The sequence below is a fragment of the Streptomyces sp. G-G2 genome (genome assembly GCF_030063135.1).
GTDB lineage: Bacteria > Actinomycetota > Actinomycetes > Streptomycetales > Streptomycetaceae > Streptomyces.
This window is the reverse complement of the sequence record NZ_JASISO010000047.1, coordinates 15268-30942: the sequence shown is the minus strand read 5'-3', so window position 1 is coordinate 30942 and position 15675 is coordinate 15268. Positions and strand designations below refer to the sequence as shown.

The window sequence follows — 15675 nt, the reverse complement described above, 5'->3', positions numbered from 1 at the left end:
TGGAACACCTCGGCCGAAGGCCGCAGACGTCCCGAACCCCCTATAGCTCCACCCCGCGCCCTGCCTGGAGAGCCCTTCCCGGCGGGGCGTCGCGCTGTCCTGCCCAGATTCGCCCCGAGCAACAGGAGACCAAACCCCGTGCGTCGCTACCTGTACAGGTGCCCCGTCTGCTTGACGACTTCCCCGGTGGCCCACGGCCTGGACGAAGTCGCCGACGAGGCTGTCGCCCACCGCCAAGCCATCCACGGCGGTCACTTCCCCGACGGCGAAAGCGCCGGCGAGATAGACAGACTCGGCCGCTGGTACGCCTCCCTGGGCCAGCTCACCGCCCTGCACGCGCGGATCGCCGACAACCTCGCCGACCTGCGCGACCCCAAGGGCATGGGGCGCCCGCTGGGAGCCTCCGCCGCAGCCGCCCTCGCCATCGCCGCCGCGGCCGCCATCGTCCTCGGCGTTCTGTCCGCCGCACTCAGCCGCTGACCAAGCTCCGGCCGCTCCGCCTGGCCACCGGCACTGCCGCCGTCCCGCGCCGGGTCGGCCGGTCCCGGTGGCACGGGCAGGCCGACCGGCCTCAACTCAACCCCGCGCCTGCCGCCCGGCCTGGGGACGGCGGGCGCCCCCCGTACGTGCCAGCCACTGCTTCGACTTGGAGGGTTCATCGTGCCCATCCCCCGGTCGCGCCGCAGGATCGGCCGCCCGCGCCCCACGGACCTGGTCGACGTCGACCCCTACGCGCCTGCCGAACCCGAGGCGACGATCCCCGTACACCGCTGGAGGCAGGCCCCCAAGGGGCTCGCGACCAGGCGGCAACTACGGGAGCGACGCTTACGGCCGGGCGGCCAAGACCCGGTCGCGGTCATCGAGTGCCGGGGCGGCAAGCGCATGGCCTTTCTGTATGAGATCGAGAAGGCCAAGCCGATTCGGCCGATGACCTTCGCTATGGAAGTCGCGCTCGACAAGGCGATGGCCGCCCGGCAGACCTGCCCGAAGTGCTCGCGGCGCTACTACCACTGCCTCCCTTTACGCACCCTCGGCTCGTGCCTGGAGTGCTACGACGGCACCCCGGCCGCGCCAGACAGCTACCTGCACCACAGCGTCGGCCACCTTGCCGTCGCCGCCTGACCGTTCACCTCTGACGGCTGCCTGATCCACCCGTACTGCTTTGCGGCCCGGGCGGTGACGGGGAGCCGGACAGCCCGGCCGGAAAGGAGTTGGACATGACCCTCGGCACCGACACCGCACCGCTGACCGGCGACCCGGGCAAGAACCTGGACGCGGCCTGCACCACGGTCACCAGCGAGATCGCCCGAACCGACAGCAAGGCGTCGCTGTTACTGGCCTTCGACGGCGCGGTCCTCGCCGGACTCGCCAGCCTCGCCGACAAGAAGCTGCCCCTGGCCGCCCAGCTCATCGGCGGCGCCGCCGGCCTCGCACTCGCGGCCGCCGCCGTGCTGCTGCTCCTGGTCGTGCGGCCCAACCTCGGAGGCCGCACCCCGGCGCCCGGATCGTTCCCGCACTGGGCGCGGCTGGACGCCGACGCCATCCGGGCCTCCATGGACACCGACACCCGCGCCGCCCGCATCAAGGACCTGTCCACCATCGCGGTCACCAAATACGCGCGCCTGGCCCTCGCGGTCGACACGATCCTCACCGCGCTTGCCCTACTCCTGGTCGCCGCCGTCCTCGCGGTCACCGGATGAGCAGCTGGCCGTACGCGCTCGCCCTGGTCCTCACCCCCGTGGCCGCCCGGTACACCCACCCCGCACGCCCCGGCACCGACAAGGAGCAGTAACCCATGGCCCTCACCCTGTTTGCCCGCCGTCCCGAGCCCGTCGAAGCGCCCGCCCCCGAGCCGTGGCCCGAGATCGGCGAGACCTGGAAGCCCGAGGGCGTCAACGTCATCGAGCGGTACTACAACCTCGGCAACGCGGTTGTCCTCGTCCACCGCAGCAGCGGCTACCACGTGGTGTCCTGCCTCGGCTGCCACTACCAGGCGACCGCGTACCGCAAGCGCGACATCAGCCCGCTCACCCTGGAGCAGGCAGCCGAACTCGCCAACACCCACGCGGCCGGCTGCCGGGCGCTGCCCCGAGAGATCCACGCCCGCCCCGACGACGAAGCCGCTCGCGACCTGCTGCGCACCCTCGTGCGCGGCCTGCGCTGCCGGGACGAGGGCCTGCGCCTGTGCCTGTACCACCTCGACACGCACCGCCTTAGCCTCCAGCGGACCAACGAGTGGCTCGTGGGCGAGCTGGAGCGTCTGGCCGACGACGAACCCGAGGTCCTGAAGGTGTCGGTCAACGAGTGGGGCACGGAGTTCTACCTGCAGAAGCTTCCCGAGAGCTGACCGGCCGCTCGCCGTCCGGCCCCGCCCGTCGCGCGCCGGCGGCCGGGGCCGGGCGGTGTCCGCCCGGTCAGCCGAGACCAGGCGACCGGCCCTCCCCCGGAGGTCACCGTGTCCCTCGCCCGCCGCACCCTGATGGAAGCCGCCGCCGCCCGCTTCGGATGGCGCCGCGCCTACGCCGACACCGCCGACGTCGACGGTCTGCTGACCGAGCAGACCGAGACCGCGTACACCGACACCGTCGACCACGCCGCCCTCGCGACCGTCAAGAACACCGACGTCCTCGCCGTGCAGCCCGGCGTCCTGGACGTCCGCGGCCGCGTCCTCGCCGACGTTCTCTACCTCGAGGGCGTCCTGACCGGCGCCCGCAACCGCGGCCTGCCCCCGGAGCTCATCGAGCGACTGGAGGACGCCGTCGACCACGGCCACGAGCTGACCGTGCTCCTCGCGGACACCGTCCGCACCACCGCCCTCCACGCGGCCAGCTGAGCGCCCGGGGCGGCCGCAGGCATCGAACCTGGCCGCCCCGGAGCAATGCCCCCTCCCCTCCCAGAGCGCACTGACAGAAGAAGGAGCCCCAACATCATGACCGCAACCCTGTCCCAGACGGCCAACACCGTCGCCAACACGATGATCGAAGGCGCGAGCACGGCGTCCGCGCTGATCGGCGGCGCCGGTGGCGCCTACCTCGGCTACCAGCTCGCCCCCGCCTCCTGGTCCGAAGGAGCCCGCATCGCGTTCGCCGGGGCGGCCGCCGTCGTCGGCGCCATCGCCGTCGACGGACTCGCCGAACTCCTCCTCGCCCCCCTGCGCCGGCTGATGCGACGCACCCCGCTCAGCGTCACCCGCGCCCCGGCCCCGGCCCCGGCCAGCACCCTGGACGAGGCCCTCACCCAGGTCGCCGCCGCGACCGAGGACGACGCCGCGAACCGCGCCGCCAGCGCCTCGATCCGGATCGACCACGGCGACAACTTCCTGCGCAACGAGGACCGGTGGCGCGGCTACGAGAACGGCGAGGCGTCCTTCTACCTCGCCCCCGGCGTCTGGCTCCACTACCGCAACGACAAGGACAAGCACGGCTACGGCGACCCCCGCTTCACGCTGCTGACCGGCGACGGTGAACAGCCGGTGGTCATCACCGGCGTGGAGCAGATCCGCCACCACCTCGCCGCTCGCGCCGCCGGCCTCCCCGCTGTCCCGGTGACCGCCGACAGCGACGTGGCCGACGTCCTGGACGACGACCTCACCGGCGTCCACGCGGTCTGACGGACTGCCCGTTCCGCCCCGGCCTTCGCGGCCGGGGCGGTGCGGTGGCCAATCAGCCCACCGATCGATTGCACGTCCTGACCCGACCTGGAGGAACTCCCATGGCACGCAGCGCCCGGCCCGCCGTCCACTACATCGCGACCCGCCCCGACGGCACCGTCCCGCCCACCTCGCCCCACCTCGCCGCCTACTACAGCGGCCTGGGCGAGACCATCCCGACCGTCAACCTCACCGACCACATCGGCGAGACCGTCGACCACCCCAGCCCCGGCCAGAAGTGGTACACCGACAAGCCCTTCAGCTACTTCCACATGTACTCCCGGCCCGGCGAGATCCTGGAGCGCATCGAGGACGGCTGGCCGGTACGGCTGTTCGTCGTGGAGCCGCTCGGGAAGACCGGTAACTGGGGCGCCGAATTCGCCCCGTACTGGCTGATGTCCCACCAGCTCCGCGTCGTGGAGGAGACCGAGGCGTGGCGTGCGTTCGGGTACCGCGGTGCGCAGACCTTGGCCGCCATCGCCCAGCTGCCCGACCTCGCCCGGCAGTGGGCGACGGAGTGGGCCGCCGACCCCGAAGGCACCCGCCGTAGGTACAAGGCGTGGGAGGCGCGGGTGGACGACACCAGGGCGCTGACCTCCTGGGCGTTCTGCCGGGCGCGGTACTCCCGCCGCGAGGCCGGTCTCCAGGCGGCCAACCAGCTCGCCAGTGACGCCGCCGGGCAGGCCGCCGCCGACGTCGGCGGCGAACCCCACGCCGTCGCCCTGATCCGGCTGCGGGCCTGCTGCCTGGTCGCCGGACAGCTCATGTTCGACCGGATCCGCACCGGCGAGTACGAGCAGTCGATTCGCGGCCTGCTGCTCGGTGCCGGCCTCGACACCCCTGCCTCCGTCGCCGTCTGACGGCCTTCTGTGCTGCCCCGGCCCGGGACACGGGCCGGGGCAGCGTGGTGGCCCCGTCAGGCACGAGCACGGAAGGGAGAGGGTCGTCATGCCGCTTCGCTACTTCGAGGTTGACGTCCCGATACACCACACCACCAACCACCAGCTGCACGGCGTACACGTCTTCACCGGCGAGGCGTCGTCCAAGAGCGAGGCCCTGCGCATCGCGCACGCGGTGTACGACGCGGCGCTCGCCGCGCAGCAGGCCGGCCTCGAAATTCCCGGCATGCAGGCCGGGGGCTGGGGAGCGCGTGGGCTTCGGCCCGACTGGGCGCTCGACTGGCAGGCCGCGAAGGCCGGCCCCTGGAACAACCCCTACGGCTGGACCCGCGAACGCGGCTACTTCCAGCTGTAGATCCGCCCCGGGACGGCCGCCAAAGGCCGGAAAACCAGTCGGCCGTCCCGGGCCACCCATCCCGTACAAGACGAGAGGGAGAGCCCAGTATGACCTCCATCGCCCGCGTACAGGCCCGTCCCGGGCAACGCGCGCTCCTCATCACCACCCTCGCGGTCCCGCTCACCGGCTGGACCGTCCACGCGGTGGCCCTGCACCGCCAGCTCGCCCACGCCCAGCGCGACAAGCTCACCGGCGCCCTGCGCCGCGAGTCCTTCGAGCCCCGGGTGCAGCGGTTCATCAACCGCCACCGCGACCAGGCCATGGTCCTGGTCTGCGACGTCGACCACTTCAAGCGGTTCAACGACCAGTTCGGCCACGCCATGGGTGATCGGGTCCTGGCGGTAACGGCCGCCCGGATCAGCCAGTGGGCGGGCAGCCGCGGCATCGTGGGACGGCTCGGAGGAGACGGCGGTGACGAATTCCTCGTCGCCGCCCATGTCCCCGCCGCCCGGCGCGCGTCCCTCCTCCAGCAGCTCATGCAGGCGCTGAGCGCACCCATCACGACCGACGACGGCCGCCTGGTCGACGTCGGCGTGTCCGTCGGCGCCGCGACGCCCGACGCGATCGGCACCCGCGACCGGTCGACGCTGATGCGAGCCGCGGACGTCGCGATGTTCAAGGGCAAGCACGGCGGCGTCGCCGTCCAGGCCGGGCCCGAGCACGCCAACGCCGCGAGCGTGAACGGCCGGCGTGCCGGACGCATCGGTACCCACGCGCCGGCGAGGGCGGCATGAGCCAGACCCGCGTCGACTGGATCCGAGGCATCACGGTCCGCCAGCCCTGGGCAACCTGCCTCCTCACCGGCAACAAGACGATCGAGAACCGGCCCTCCCCGGGCTGGCCGCTGGGCCTCTACCTCCTGCACGCCGGACTCGCCGTCGAACAGACCGCGCTGCGCCTGCCGCCGGTCGCCACCACGATCCGCGGCCGCCAGCTGGAGCGGGGCGCGATCATCGGCGTCGCCCGCCTCGCCGACGTCCACCCCGGCGACGGGCGCTGCACCGAGTGGGCCGAACCCGCCAGCCCCTTCCACCTGGTCTTCACCGACGTCCAGAAGCTCGCCCTCCCCATCCCCATCCCGGCGGGCGCGCTCGGACCGTGGAAGCCCAGCGAGGACCTCGTCGACCAGGTCCGCCTCCAGCTCCCCGACCTACGCGCACCGGAGGGACTCTCATGAACGGCAACCGCACCGGCGTCCCCAACCCGCCGGCCATCCGCACCGCCGACGACCGCATCCCCTTCCCCCACACCGAACAGGTCCTGCGCTGCCGCACGGAACCCGACCTGTTCGCGATCGAGGACATCCACGACACCGACGAAGACCCCCGCGCCCGCGAGAAGGCACTCGTCAAGGCCAAGCACGCATGCTCCGGCTGCCCGATCGTCACCGGCTGCCTGAAGTGGGCCCTCGCCAACCCCGGCCTGACCCGCACCGGGATGTGGGCGGCGACCAACGTCCGGGAGCGCAACCAGCTGCGCAAGCAGCTCGTGGCGCGGCTTGGGAAGGACTGGATCGGTGTGGTGGCCGAACAGGACCGGCTCCGGCGGCAGCGGCAGCGTGCCGCGCGCGTCGTCCCGCCGACCGCCCGCGAGCTGGCCCTCGCCCGGCTGGAGCTGGAGGACATCCCCACCCGTCCTACGCCGTACAACCGCTGGACGCAGCCGATCACCCCCCGGCAGGCGGCGACCAACCGCCACGTGCTGGAGCTGGCCACCAGCAGCAAGGCCGCGTGATGTTCACCGACTGGACCGAAGCCCTCGAAGCCGAGTCGCTGCCCCTGGAGCCGACCCCGGCGCAACAGCTCGCCGCCGCGGCCCGGACCTGCGCCCGCAGCTCCCGCGACACCGACGACATGGCGCTGCTGCTGGACGCCCTCGGGCTGCCCACCGACACCGACACCCTCACCGCCCTGCTCCCCCTCCTTCCGGAAACCGGAGACGCACCCACCATGACGAACACCCCCGCCGCCCCGGCCCCGTCCGCGCACGAGGCCATGGCGATCTCCATGCACAACAACGGCGACGGCGCCGACGTCATCTGCGAGGCCACCGGCCTGAGCGAGAAGGAGTACAGCGACCTCATCGCCGACCAGGTCCTCGGGCTGCCCCGCGCGGCCGCCGACGTCCCGGTCATCCCGCTCGCCGTCTCCACCGACGTTCAGAAGCTGCTCGCCTGGGCCGCCGCGCACCCGGCCGCCCAGGTCCGCAGCCGCGCCGCCCGCATCACCGCCGACCTCTCCGAGCTGTCCGAGCGCCGCGACACCGAGGCCGCCCAGCGCGAGGCCGAAGAGAAGGTCGCCAAGGCCAAGGCCGAACTGGAGCGGGCGCAGGAGGAGCTGCGCACGGTGAAGGCCGGCACCCGCACCACGACCACGGCGGCCGCCGCGCCGACCCCGATCCGCGCGGGCCTGGGCAGCGGCCGCAGCCGGGAGGAGCTCACCGCCATCAGGACCTGGGCGCGCGCCAACGGCCACCAGGTCGCGGACGCGGGCATCGTCCGCAAGGCGGTCCTGGAGGCGTACGACGCCGCGCACCAGGCGCCGGTCCGGAAGGCCGGCTGACCGTGGCCGACGACGCGATAGCCCTGGACGGTTTCCTGGACGAGGAGACCGTGCCCGGCGACCTGCACGGGTCGACGGCGCGGTTCCGGCTCACCGTCTCCCCCACGGACGAGCGCACGGACGAGATGATCCTGCCCTGCAGCGTCGCCGACTCCGAGCTGGCGCACGCGGTCATCCACGACCTGGTCCCCGGCGACAAGCTCCGGGTCACCGGCTACCTCCGGCTGCCCCGCACGCCGGACGAGCCGATGTGGCTGGTCGTCAACACGCTCACCGTGCTGGAGACCGCGCCCCTGCTGTCCGACCCGGCCGCCACGGCAGTCATCGAGCGGTACGGGTCGTACGTCTGCTGGTTCGACGCCGACACCACCGGCGTGGAGGTGTTCACCGAGGACGGCACGTGGGTCGGCACCGCACCCGCACCCAACGACCTCGGCGAACTGCTCGAAGCGTTCGAACAGCGCCAGGCCACCGGCGGCGAGTGAACCCGTGCCCATCCGTCCCGAGAACCTGCACCGCTACCCGCGCGACTGGAACAAGATCAGCGCGCGGATCCGGTTCGAGCGGGCAGGCGGCCGCTGCGAGTGCACGGGCCACTGCGGCCTGGCGCACCCCGGCGACCGCTGCCCGGCCGTCCATGAAGAGATCCACCCGGACACCGGATCCGTGGTCGGCCTTACCACCGCCCACCTCAACCACACCCCCGAAGACGTGCGAGAGACCAACCTGCTCGCCGCCTGCCAGCTCTGCCACCTGCGGATCGACCACGGACACCACCGGGTCACCCGCTCCCTCACCCTCGCCGCCCGCGCGGCCGCCGCCGGACAACTCGGACTCCTCCCCGAGACCGCGCTCGCCCGCACCGAGCCACCCACCCCGCCGCGCCCCGCCCGAGGCCGCGCCCCCGCGGTCGCACTCCACCAGCTGCCCTTACCTGACCACGACCAGGAGACGAAGCCCATGGCCCGCATCACCGTGAAGATCGCCCCGCTCCACCCCGACGGCACCGAATGCACCCACCCGGTCACCTCCACCGGCAAGCCCCGCGACCCCGACTCCGGATGCGCCGGCCGCCGCAACTACGCCGTCGTGTGCAGCGCCTGCGGCCCGGTCGGCGAGCCGCGCACCCTGCGGGTCCTCGCCGAGCCGGCGCAGAGCGCGCACCGCGACAGCCACAAGGCCGCGCTCACCCCGGCCACCCGCTGACCCCACCCGCCCGGCCGCCGGAACCACCACGGCCCCGGCGGCCCCGTCGAATGTGAGGGCCGATGCCCACCACCGTCTTCGACCAGTTCACCCGCCGCGTCACCGACGTCACCACCCGCCTCGCCGCCCAAGACATCCCATTCACCGCGCCGACCGCACCAACTGCCGATCCCACCGACCCATGGGCCAGCAGCTACGCCGTCCCGATCGACCGCTCCACCCTCGCCTGGTGCACCGCCGTCCAGATGCTCGCCGACCACCACGACACCGGCATCGACCGCCAAGTCCTCGCCGCCGACGCCCTGCTGCGCGAGCTCGGAGTCCGCGGCCTCGCCCAGCTCCACTCCGACCTCCACCACGGTGCCCCCGTCGACTACCGCTTCACCCGCTGCCCCTACTGCTCCGGCATCGGCGAGGACCCCACCCGACCGGACTGCCAGGACGTCGGCTGCGCACCGTGGCTCGAGTTCGCCGGACACGATCACCTGTGCCCGGTCTGCCACGGCGACGACTACCAGCCCGACTGGTTCGCCGAAGAGCAGATGACCGAGCTGGAAGAGCTCCTCGCCGACGCCATCGAGAAGCGCGAGGAGCACGCCTCCCTCCGCTACCGGATCCGGACGCGGCTGCGCCGTCGCCAGCGGGCATGCTTGTGACGGCCCGCTTCCGCCGCTGCGGACACGGCAACGGCCCCCTGCACCCTGGCGACCAGAAGGCCGTCGCGGAGTTCACCGCCATGCTCGCCGCCCGCCAGAGGCCGGCCCCCTGGACCGGCCGCGGCGACGTCGCCGTACGGATCGGCGAGCGCGGCCTGGAGCGTGGACGCCCGCTCCCCGAGCAGCAACCGGACGCTGATCCCGTCGCCCTGGTCCTCATCCACCCCGACACCGGGACCGCCCTCACCAGCACACTCCACTGCACCAGGACTCGAATCCATGGCGCGTGGACCGAGCCCTACCGACTCCTCACCCACGCCCTTGCCGGGCGCGACCTCCCACCCGAAATCGAACTGAGCAGCTGAGCACATTAAGCGGCCCCCGCCGCCCGGACCTCGATCCGGGCGGCGGGGGCCGCCTTTTTGCGTTCTAGGGAGGCCAGCTGTTTTACGGCCGTAAAACACGATGCGTTGGGGCTGCTCGATAGGGCGTCCAGCCCTCTGAGACACGCTCGGTTTTACGGCCGTAAAACGAGGACGCTCCGACGCCTCACCTGAACCCCTCTGATCATCTGAGAGGATGCTCCCCGTCCATCCGAAGTACCGGGTTCCCGGGAAGTAGTCGGAGAGCAGTACATGCCCTACATCACCGTTGTCCTGAACCGTAAGGGCGGGGTCGGCAAGTCGCTTGTGTCGGTCAACCTCGCTGCGGTCTACGCCGAAATCCTCGGCTGCGTCGAAGGAGAGGTCGCAGGCGATGGCCCGTCCGTGGCGGTCGTCTCGATAGACCCCCAAGGCACCAGCATCGAACACGCCGAGAAGGTCCGGCAGGCCGGTAGGCCAGTCCCCTTCCGCGTCGTCGACGCGAGCCAGGACGTCGAGAGGCTGCGGCGCCTTCGCCGCGCCAAGGCGGACATCATCATCGTCGACACCCCTGGTTTCATGCCTCTGAAGGCTGAAGACGACGAGGACGAGTCCATCGACCCTCTGGGCGATGGAACAACCGGAGACGCGCTGCGCGCTGTCCTCGACGTTGCCGACGACGTCATCGTCCCTCTCGAAGCTGAAGGGTCGGCCTTCACCCCGACCAGGGTCACCATCGAGCGAGTCCTGATCCCCCGCCAGCTTCCCTACGGCGTCTTCGTCAACAACTGGGACCCTCGGGACGGCACCGCCGACAGGGATCGCACCATCAGCCTCGCCAAACGGCGAAACTGGGAGCTGTACAACGCCACCGTCCGGCACTACAAGCCGCACACCCGCGGCATCACCAACGGGCGGTTCTGCACCCAGTACGAGTCCAACCACATCGCCACCAAGGCCAAGCAGGACTTCGTGTCTCTCGCCTTGGAGCACCAGCTCCGCCGCCAGAAGTACGCAGGAGGCCGATGATGGCCAAGCGCGATGAGTTCGACGACTTCTTCGGCGAGGACGCTGACGACTCTCCAGTCGTCGACACCCGAGCTGACGGCCGACTGCTCCGTATCCCGCTCAGCCGGCTTGCCCCCAACCTGGTCAACCCGCGTACCGATTTCGGCACCGAAGACGAGTTGATCGACCTTGGGCGGAGCCTGCAACGCCGCCAGATCCAGGCGTGCCCCGCCGTCAGCCGCAGCGCCTACCTGAAACTGTGGCCCGACCACGCGACGCAGATCGGTGATGTCGACTACGTCCTCGTTACCGGTGAGCGTCGGTACCGCGGCGCCACAGCCGTCGGCAGCTCCACCCTGAACTGTGTTGTCGATGACGGGTGCGCCAAAGACCGCAAAACGTTCGTAGAGACCGTGGTCTCAGAGAACGTCGACCGGCAGAACTTCAACCCCATCGAAGAGGCGTACGCCGTCCAATCCCTCGTTGCCGAGTTCGGCTCCAACCGCGCCGTTGCTCAGCACTTCGAGCGGGTCGACGGATGGGTCACCCAGCGCATCCTCCTCACCCATCTGGCTCCCAAGGCTCAGGAGCTGGTGCGGAAGAAGACCATGCCGCTCGAGGTCGCGCGGTCGCTGGGCAAGCTGGCCCGGGACAACGGCTGGGACAGCACGGAACAGCTGGCATGGTGGCAAGACGAGCAGAAGCAGCGGGCGGCAGCATCCGCCGAGCGGTCGGCCACCAAGAAGGCGGCCAAGACCTCCGCCGCTCCCAAGCAGCTGACAGGCCCAACGGCTGCCGGACCTCACCAGCCGGGCGCCGATCAGTTTTACGGCCGTAAAACGGAGACCGCCAACCCAGAGTCAGCAGAATCGGAGGTAACGGAGCAGCCGCCCGCCAGCGCAGCGCTGGAGGGCACGCCATCCGTACCGGGACAGGCCAGCCCTGGTGAAGCCGGCGCGGAGGGGAAGGATCAACAGCCCAAGCTGTTCCCCTACGAAGATGGCGTCGACGCGGCGCGCTACCTGATCCTCAAGATGCCGACTGATGAGTTCAGCACAATGCTGGACCTCCTCATTCAGCACAAGGAAAGTCAGACCGTCTTTGCCGGTTGACCGGCCGACGTGAGCGCGTCTACGGCGGCGGCCCCCGCTGATGGGGCCGCCGCCGTGCTTGCACCGCAGCGGAGACCGTTCTGACCTGCTGAATATCTGCCGTCCCTAGAGAACGAGGGCTGTCACGCGAGCAGCGCGGGTGATGGCGCGGAGTCTTTCCAGTGACGGGCGAGGAGTCCGAAGGTGTAGGTGTCGGTCCATTCGCCGCGGATCAGCACGGCTTCGACGGCATGTCCTTCGAGGCGGAAGCCTGTGCGTTCCAGGACGCGGATGGAGGCGGTGTTGCGGGCATCGCAGTAGGCCGCGAAACGGTGCAGGCCCTGGGCGACGAGATGGCCTATGACGGCCTGGACGGCCTCGGTGGCGTAGCCGTGGCCGTGCTGTGCCGGGGCGAGGGTGAAGCCGATGTCGGCCTGCAGCCGGTTCTCGTGGAGGTTGACTCCGAGATCGCCGATCAGTCGGCCGTCGGCCTGCAGCTCGATCGCGTACTGGAACCAGCCCGGGTCCTCGGGCTGGGCCTCGGCGTATCCGCGGACGGTCTCAGCGGCCTCCGCCGGGGTGAGAGGCGAGGGCCAGACCTGGTAGCGGGCTATGTCCGGGTCGGACCGGTAGGCACCGAGGACCGGGGCGTCATCGGGCCGGAAACGTCGAAGCAGCAGGCGCGGAGTCTCGATCATCAAGTCAGCGTGCCACGCGGGTTGAGGGCGTGGGACAGGTGCCGTGAACTGCCGCGGCCCCGGCCCCCGGGTGTGTCGGGGGCCGGGGCCGAAGTGCGGGGCGGGCTATGGGCGGGGCGCAGGCTGGCGGCGGCTGTCCTCGGCCTGGACAGTCAGGGCGCGGTAGTGGCGGCGGGCGACGGAGGCCGGGCTGAGGAACAGGGCGCCAGGGGTGAAGTGGGCCGGGGGGAGGTGGCGTTCGAGGGCGGGCAGGTAGTTCCAGCGCAGGCCCGGGTGCGCGGAGTGGGCGTAGTGGTGGAGGTCGCCGTAGGGGAGCCAGGTGGCGGCGGCGAGCGTGGCCAGGGCGGGGTTGTGCGGGTAGAGGCGCAGGCAGCGGCCGGCTTCGATCTCGGCCGCGGTGCCGGTGCGGTGCTCGGGGTCGAACCACGTGTGCTCCACCAGCAGGCTCCACCACGCCAGCAGGGGGTAGAGCAGCAGGCGCGGGATGAGTACCCCGGCGAGGAGGGCCGCCCATCCGCCGGTCAGGTACGCGGCGCCGAGAACGGCGATCATCGCGGGGGCTGCGGCGTACCGGCCGGGCTGCGGGCGCAGGTTGGCGGCGAGGGTGACGGCCGTGGTGCGGATGCCCCGGGCCGTGAGCGGGAAGAGCAGCGCGGCGGCGAAGCGGCGGCGTGCGGCCCCCGGGCCCAGGCCGGCCTGGGCGAGCTCGGCAAGGTTGGGGTCGGAGGCCAGGGTGGCGTTGGGGTGGTGGTCGCGGACGTGGCGGCGTCGGCGTACCGCGACCGGGGCCAGGCCGAGGGGCAGGTGCGCGCCGAGCTCGGCCAGGACGTGGTTGGCGCGGCGGGTCCGGGCCAGCACCCCGTGCACGGCGTGGTGGCTGATCTCCTGAAGGTGGCGGAACTGGACGGCGACACCGGCCGCCGCGATCACGGCGCCCAGCCAGCCGTGCGCGGCGAGCAGCCAGTACCCGGCGATCTGCACCCACTGCCCGGCCAGAAGGGCGGTCGGGGTCCAGTTGTTGGCCCGGGCGCGCTGGACGGCTATGAGCTGCGCCGCGTTCGCGGTACGGGGACGCCCCAGGCGGAAGCGGACCCGGTCGGCCTGGCGCAGCAGAATTCCGGCTGTGAGCAGGGATAAAGCGAGCAGCATGCGGCGGTCCCATGGTGAGCAGGGGCGGGCATCTCCCACCCGACGATCACCCAAAGTACATCTAGTGCACTAATTACGGTGGGGTGGGGGCGGAATCAGCGCCCCGGAACACGAAAGAGGCGGCCCACCGGTCAGGTGGGCCGCCTCTTTGGCGGTGGAAGGACTTCTACAAGCCGGCGACCGTTGTGCCGATGCGGCGCTCGTCCCAGGTTCCGGCGTCGATCATCGGCCGGGCGGCGGCCTCGTACGCCTGCAGGACGCGGGGCGCGGAGTCGGCGCCGTGGCCCCAGACGCTCTCGAAGCGGCCGGCCCACCGGCCGACGCCCTTGAAGTACACGGAGGAACGGCCGCGCTGGTAGTCGGCGTCACCCTGCTCCTCCTCGACCAGGGCGGCGGCGCTCGCGAACACGACGACGTCCACGGCCTGGTCGGCGCGCAGCCGGTCGCGGACGGCGAGTCCGCAGGTGACGCCGAGGTCGCGGTGCTGGCCGACGAGTGCGAGCAGGGAAGCGGCGAACTCCTGCTTGGCGAGGTCGGCGGCGAAGACGATGAACAGGCGGTCGATGCGCCCGCCGGCCTCGGTGAACCGGCGCTGCGCGGCGATGTACTCGCGACGGCTGGTGAGCAGCGTCGGGTTGGTCGTCAGGTCGGCCGCCAGGATGCGCTGCGGCTGGGCCTGGGCCTCGGTGACCGTGTTCACCAGGAGGGTGGACAGGCGCGGGACTTCGGACGCGTACACGCGCAGGTGGCCGTCGGCGATCTCGCCGTAGTCCGAAATGAGTTCTGCTTCGAGTTGAGAGCGGACCCGGTCGTAGTACTGGACGTCATCCATGGCCTTGAGGTTAGTCACCCGGCGCAGCTGGATGTAGGTCCTGCGCGTCCAGTAGTGGCCGGAGGCCAGGATGAGGATGAGCACCGCCTGGACGACGAGCAGCACCTTCAGGTTGACCCGGTCCATGGCCCAGCCGACGACGGGGACGGCGAACCCGGCGATGGTCAGGACCGTTTGGAGGGCCGGCGAATTCAGTACGGCGGTGACCCTGCCGCGTGGACTCGGCTGTGCTGTGGACATGTGGTTCCTCCCCCTGGGCGGGCCCCGGGCCGGGCCGCGGGTTTCATGATTCCCGAGGGGTCGGTGCGGCCTCAAGCGATCGGGGGATTCGCCGTGGTCATCGGCCAGTTCGGTGCACTCGGCGGGTCGGGTTTCAGCCGGTGGGGGTGTCGCTCAGGGCGATGTCGTAGTCGATGTTCCACCGGTCGGCTGGGATGACCAGGTCGGCGGTTTCCACCGGGCGGTCGTCGCTGTCGAAGTAGGTCCGCTCGATCAGGGTCACGAGGGAGCCGGCGGCCACGCCGAGCTGCTGGGCCTGGTCGCGATCGGCCTGGATGGGCCGGGTCCGTTCCACGGCTCGGACCACGGCGATGCCCAGGTGCGCCATCCGCTCCACAACGCTGCGGCCGGCGAAGGGGCCGCCGTCGGGCAGGACCACGGCGCTCTTGCCGGTGATGGACATCGGCTCCCAGCTGACGCTGCTCATCGCGGGCCGCTGGTCCTCATCGAGGAACTCGTACGCGGTGCGTACGCAGTGCTCGCCCGGCTGGATCCCCAGCCGGGCCGCGATGGGGTCGGGGGCGGGGACTTTGGCGGTGCTCTGGGCGTCCCAGGTGGAGATGCCGGCGGGGGCGAGCGGGGCGCTGGGGTGGCCGGGCGCCGGGCAGCGCAGCATGCGCAGCCGCTCCTTGGGGGCGCGGACGTAGGTGCCCGCCCCTGGGCGGCCTTCGAGTAGGCCCTCGGTGATGAGGAGTTCCTGGGCGCGGCGGATCACGTTCTCGCCGACCTGGTAGGTCTCGCCGAGGAAGTCCCGGGAGGGGAGTCGGGAGCCGACGGGCCATTCGCCCTCAGCGATGAGCCTGCGGAAGGTCTCCGCGACCCCCAGGTACGGGGCTGCGCGCCTCTTGTAGGACATGGTCTCCCTTGCCTGCCGCAGCTGACCGGGGG

General features: G+C 71.5%; 22 protein-coding genes. 18 read left to right on the top strand and 4 right to left on the bottom strand.

Going from position 1 to position 15675, the window contains the following annotated elements; translation table 11 throughout:
* Positions 1 to 171 precede the first annotated feature (171 nt).
* The 18 genes from QMF80_RS30045 (at position 172) to QMF80_RS29960 (ending at position 11850) form a co-directional block, all read left to right on the top strand.
* A complete protein-coding gene (locus tag QMF80_RS30045; protein WP_283458929.1) occupies positions 172 to 480 on the top strand; it encodes a hypothetical protein in 309 nt (102 codons plus the stop codon).
* A gap of 180 nt (positions 481 to 660) precedes the next feature.
* Positions 661 to 1122, top strand: a complete 462-nt coding sequence (locus tag QMF80_RS30040) for an RRQRL motif-containing zinc-binding protein (protein WP_283458927.1) — start codon at positions 661 to 663, stop codon at positions 1120 to 1122.
* Between the two features lie 95 nt (positions 1123 to 1217).
* Positions 1218 to 1700 (top strand): Pycsar system effector family protein, encoded by a 483-nt coding sequence (locus QMF80_RS30035; protein WP_283458925.1) that lies wholly within the window; start codon positions 1218 to 1220, stop codon positions 1698 to 1700.
* 95 nt (positions 1701 to 1795) lie between these two features.
* On the top strand, positions 1796 to 2347 hold the full coding sequence (locus tag QMF80_RS30030; RefSeq protein ID WP_283458923.1) for a hypothetical protein: 552 nt from the start codon (positions 1796 to 1798) through the stop codon (positions 2345 to 2347).
* Positions 2348 to 2455: 108 nt separating this feature from the next.
* On the top strand, positions 2456 to 2833 hold the full coding sequence (locus tag QMF80_RS30025; RefSeq protein WP_283458921.1) for a hypothetical protein: 378 nt from the start codon (positions 2456 to 2458) through the stop codon (positions 2831 to 2833).
* A 96-nt stretch (positions 2834 to 2929) separates the two neighbouring features.
* Positions 2930 to 3610 (top strand): hypothetical protein, encoded by a 681-nt coding sequence (locus QMF80_RS30020; RefSeq protein ID WP_283458919.1) that lies wholly within the window; start codon positions 2930 to 2932, stop codon positions 3608 to 3610.
* 101 nt (positions 3611 to 3711) lie between these two features.
* On the top strand, positions 3712 to 4509 hold the full coding sequence (locus QMF80_RS30015; RefSeq protein WP_283458918.1) for a hypothetical protein: 798 nt from the start codon (positions 3712 to 3714) through the stop codon (positions 4507 to 4509).
* 88 nt (positions 4510 to 4597) lie between these two features.
* Positions 4598 to 4903, top strand: a complete 306-nt coding sequence (locus QMF80_RS30010; RefSeq protein ID WP_283458916.1) for a hypothetical protein — start codon at positions 4598 to 4600, stop codon at positions 4901 to 4903.
* A gap of 89 nt (positions 4904 to 4992) precedes the next feature.
* Entirely contained in the window at positions 4993 to 5679 is a 687-nt protein-coding gene (locus QMF80_RS30005; protein ID WP_283458914.1) for a GGDEF domain-containing protein, read from the top strand.
* Positions 5676 to 6122 carry an ASCH domain-containing protein gene (locus QMF80_RS30000; RefSeq protein WP_283458912.1) on the top strand — a complete coding sequence of 149 codons (447 nt, stop codon included), beginning with the start codon at positions 5676 to 5678 and terminating at the stop codon, positions 6120 to 6122. Before QMF80_RS30005 ends, QMF80_RS30000 begins: the two co-directional genes overlap by 4 nt.
* Complete coding sequence (locus tag QMF80_RS29995) at positions 6119 to 6679, top strand: WhiB family transcriptional regulator (protein ID WP_283458910.1); 561 nt, start codon at positions 6119 to 6121, stop codon at positions 6677 to 6679. Before QMF80_RS30000 ends, QMF80_RS29995 begins: the two co-directional genes overlap by 4 nt.
* On the top strand, positions 6679 to 7506 hold the full coding sequence (locus tag QMF80_RS29990) for an Lsr2 family DNA-binding protein (RefSeq protein ID WP_283458908.1): 828 nt from the start codon (positions 6679 to 6681) through the stop codon (positions 7504 to 7506). The genes QMF80_RS29995 and QMF80_RS29990 overlap by 1 nt, the downstream gene beginning before the upstream one ends.
* A 2-nt stretch (positions 7507 to 7508) precedes the next feature.
* Positions 7509 to 7991, top strand: a complete 483-nt coding sequence (locus tag QMF80_RS29985; RefSeq protein WP_283458906.1) for a hypothetical protein — start codon at positions 7509 to 7511, stop codon at positions 7989 to 7991.
* Positions 7992 to 7995: 4 nt separating this feature from the next.
* Positions 7996 to 8712, top strand: a complete 717-nt coding sequence (locus QMF80_RS29980) for a hypothetical protein (protein WP_283458904.1) — start codon at positions 7996 to 7998, stop codon at positions 8710 to 8712.
* Positions 8713 to 8774: 62 nt separating this feature from the next.
* Entirely contained in the window at positions 8775 to 9368 is a 594-nt protein-coding gene (locus QMF80_RS29975; RefSeq protein ID WP_283458902.1) for a hypothetical protein, read from the top strand.
* Positions 9359 to 9733, top strand: coding sequence for a hypothetical protein (locus QMF80_RS29970; protein ID WP_283458900.1), 375 nt, complete (start codon positions 9359 to 9361; stop codon positions 9731 to 9733). Before QMF80_RS29975 ends, QMF80_RS29970 begins: the two co-directional genes overlap by 10 nt.
* A gap of 270 nt (positions 9734 to 10003) precedes the next feature.
* Positions 10004 to 10759, top strand: a complete 756-nt coding sequence (locus tag QMF80_RS29965; protein WP_283458898.1) for a ParA family protein — start codon at positions 10004 to 10006, stop codon at positions 10757 to 10759.
* Positions 10759 to 11850 carry a ParB/RepB/Spo0J family partition protein gene (locus tag QMF80_RS29960; protein ID WP_283458896.1) on the top strand — a complete coding sequence of 364 codons (1092 nt, stop codon included), beginning with the start codon at positions 10759 to 10761 and terminating at the stop codon, positions 11848 to 11850. The genes QMF80_RS29965 and QMF80_RS29960 overlap by 1 nt, the downstream gene beginning before the upstream one ends.
* Before the next feature lie 122 nt (positions 11851 to 11972).
* Here QMF80_RS29960 and QMF80_RS29955 read toward each other — a convergent pair whose 3' ends face one another.
* From QMF80_RS29955 to QMF80_RS29940, 4 genes are all read right to left on the bottom strand, one after another.
* Positions 11973 to 12527 (bottom strand): GNAT family N-acetyltransferase, encoded by a 555-nt coding sequence (locus QMF80_RS29955; protein ID WP_283458894.1) that lies wholly within the window; start codon positions 12525 to 12527, stop codon positions 11973 to 11975.
* 105 nt (positions 12528 to 12632) lie between these two features.
* Entirely contained in the window at positions 12633 to 13676 is a 1044-nt protein-coding gene (locus QMF80_RS29950; protein WP_283458892.1) for a fatty acid desaturase, read from the bottom strand.
* Positions 13677 to 13842: 166 nt separating this feature from the next.
* Positions 13843 to 14748, bottom strand: a complete 906-nt coding sequence (locus tag QMF80_RS29945; RefSeq protein WP_283458890.1) for a hypothetical protein — start codon at positions 14746 to 14748, stop codon at positions 13843 to 13845.
* Positions 14749 to 14881: 133 nt separating this feature from the next.
* Entirely contained in the window at positions 14882 to 15643 is a 762-nt protein-coding gene (locus QMF80_RS29940; RefSeq protein WP_283458888.1) for a GntR family transcriptional regulator, read from the bottom strand.
* Positions 15644 to 15675 lie beyond the last annotated feature (32 nt).

Bases quoted from the DNA above. Each gene is read 5' to 3' on its own strand.
- QMF80_RS30000 (WP_283458912.1), top strand. From the start codon at position 5,676: ATGAGCCAGACCCGCGTCGACTGGATCCGAGGCATCACGGTCCGCCAG.
- QMF80_RS30020 (WP_283458919.1), top strand. From the start codon at position 2,930: ATGACCGCAACCCTGTCCCAGACGGCCAACACCGTCGCCAACACGATG.
- QMF80_RS29990 (WP_283458908.1), top strand. From the start codon at position 6,679: ATGTTCACCGACTGGACCGAAGCCCTCGAAGCCGAGTCGCTGCCCCTG.
- QMF80_RS29940 (WP_283458888.1), bottom strand. From the start codon at position 15,643: ATGTCCTACAAGAGGCGCGCAGCCCCGTACCTGGGGGTCGCGGAGACC.
- QMF80_RS29965 (WP_283458898.1), top strand. From the start codon at position 10,004: ATGCCCTACATCACCGTTGTCCTGAACCGTAAGGGCGGGGTCGGCAAG.
- QMF80_RS30015 (WP_283458918.1), top strand. From the start codon at position 3,712: ATGGCACGCAGCGCCCGGCCCGCCGTCCACTACATCGCGACCCGCCCC.
- QMF80_RS30035 (WP_283458925.1), top strand. From the start codon at position 1,218: ATGACCCTCGGCACCGACACCGCACCGCTGACCGGCGACCCGGGCAAG.
- QMF80_RS30010 (WP_283458916.1), top strand. From the start codon at position 4,598: ATGCCGCTTCGCTACTTCGAGGTTGACGTCCCGATACACCACACCACC.
- QMF80_RS29995 (WP_283458910.1), top strand. From the start codon at position 6,119: ATGAACGGCAACCGCACCGGCGTCCCCAACCCGCCGGCCATCCGCACC.
- QMF80_RS29960 (WP_283458896.1), top strand. From the start codon at position 10,759: ATGGCCAAGCGCGATGAGTTCGACGACTTCTTCGGCGAGGACGCTGAC.
- QMF80_RS30030 (WP_283458923.1), top strand. From the start codon at position 1,796: ATGGCCCTCACCCTGTTTGCCCGCCGTCCCGAGCCCGTCGAAGCGCCC.
- QMF80_RS29950 (WP_283458892.1), bottom strand. From the start codon at position 13,676: ATGCTGCTCGCTTTATCCCTGCTCACAGCCGGAATTCTGCTGCGCCAG.
- QMF80_RS29945 (WP_283458890.1), bottom strand. From the start codon at position 14,748: ATGTCCACAGCACAGCCGAGTCCACGCGGCAGGGTCACCGCCGTACTG.
- QMF80_RS29970 (WP_283458900.1), top strand. From the start codon at position 9,359: ATGCTTGTGACGGCCCGCTTCCGCCGCTGCGGACACGGCAACGGCCCC.
- QMF80_RS29955 (WP_283458894.1), bottom strand. From the start codon at position 12,527: ATGATCGAGACTCCGCGCCTGCTGCTTCGACGTTTCCGGCCCGATGAC.
- QMF80_RS29975 (WP_283458902.1), top strand. From the start codon at position 8,775: ATGCCCACCACCGTCTTCGACCAGTTCACCCGCCGCGTCACCGACGTC.
- QMF80_RS30005 (WP_283458914.1), top strand. From the start codon at position 4,993: ATGACCTCCATCGCCCGCGTACAGGCCCGTCCCGGGCAACGCGCGCTC.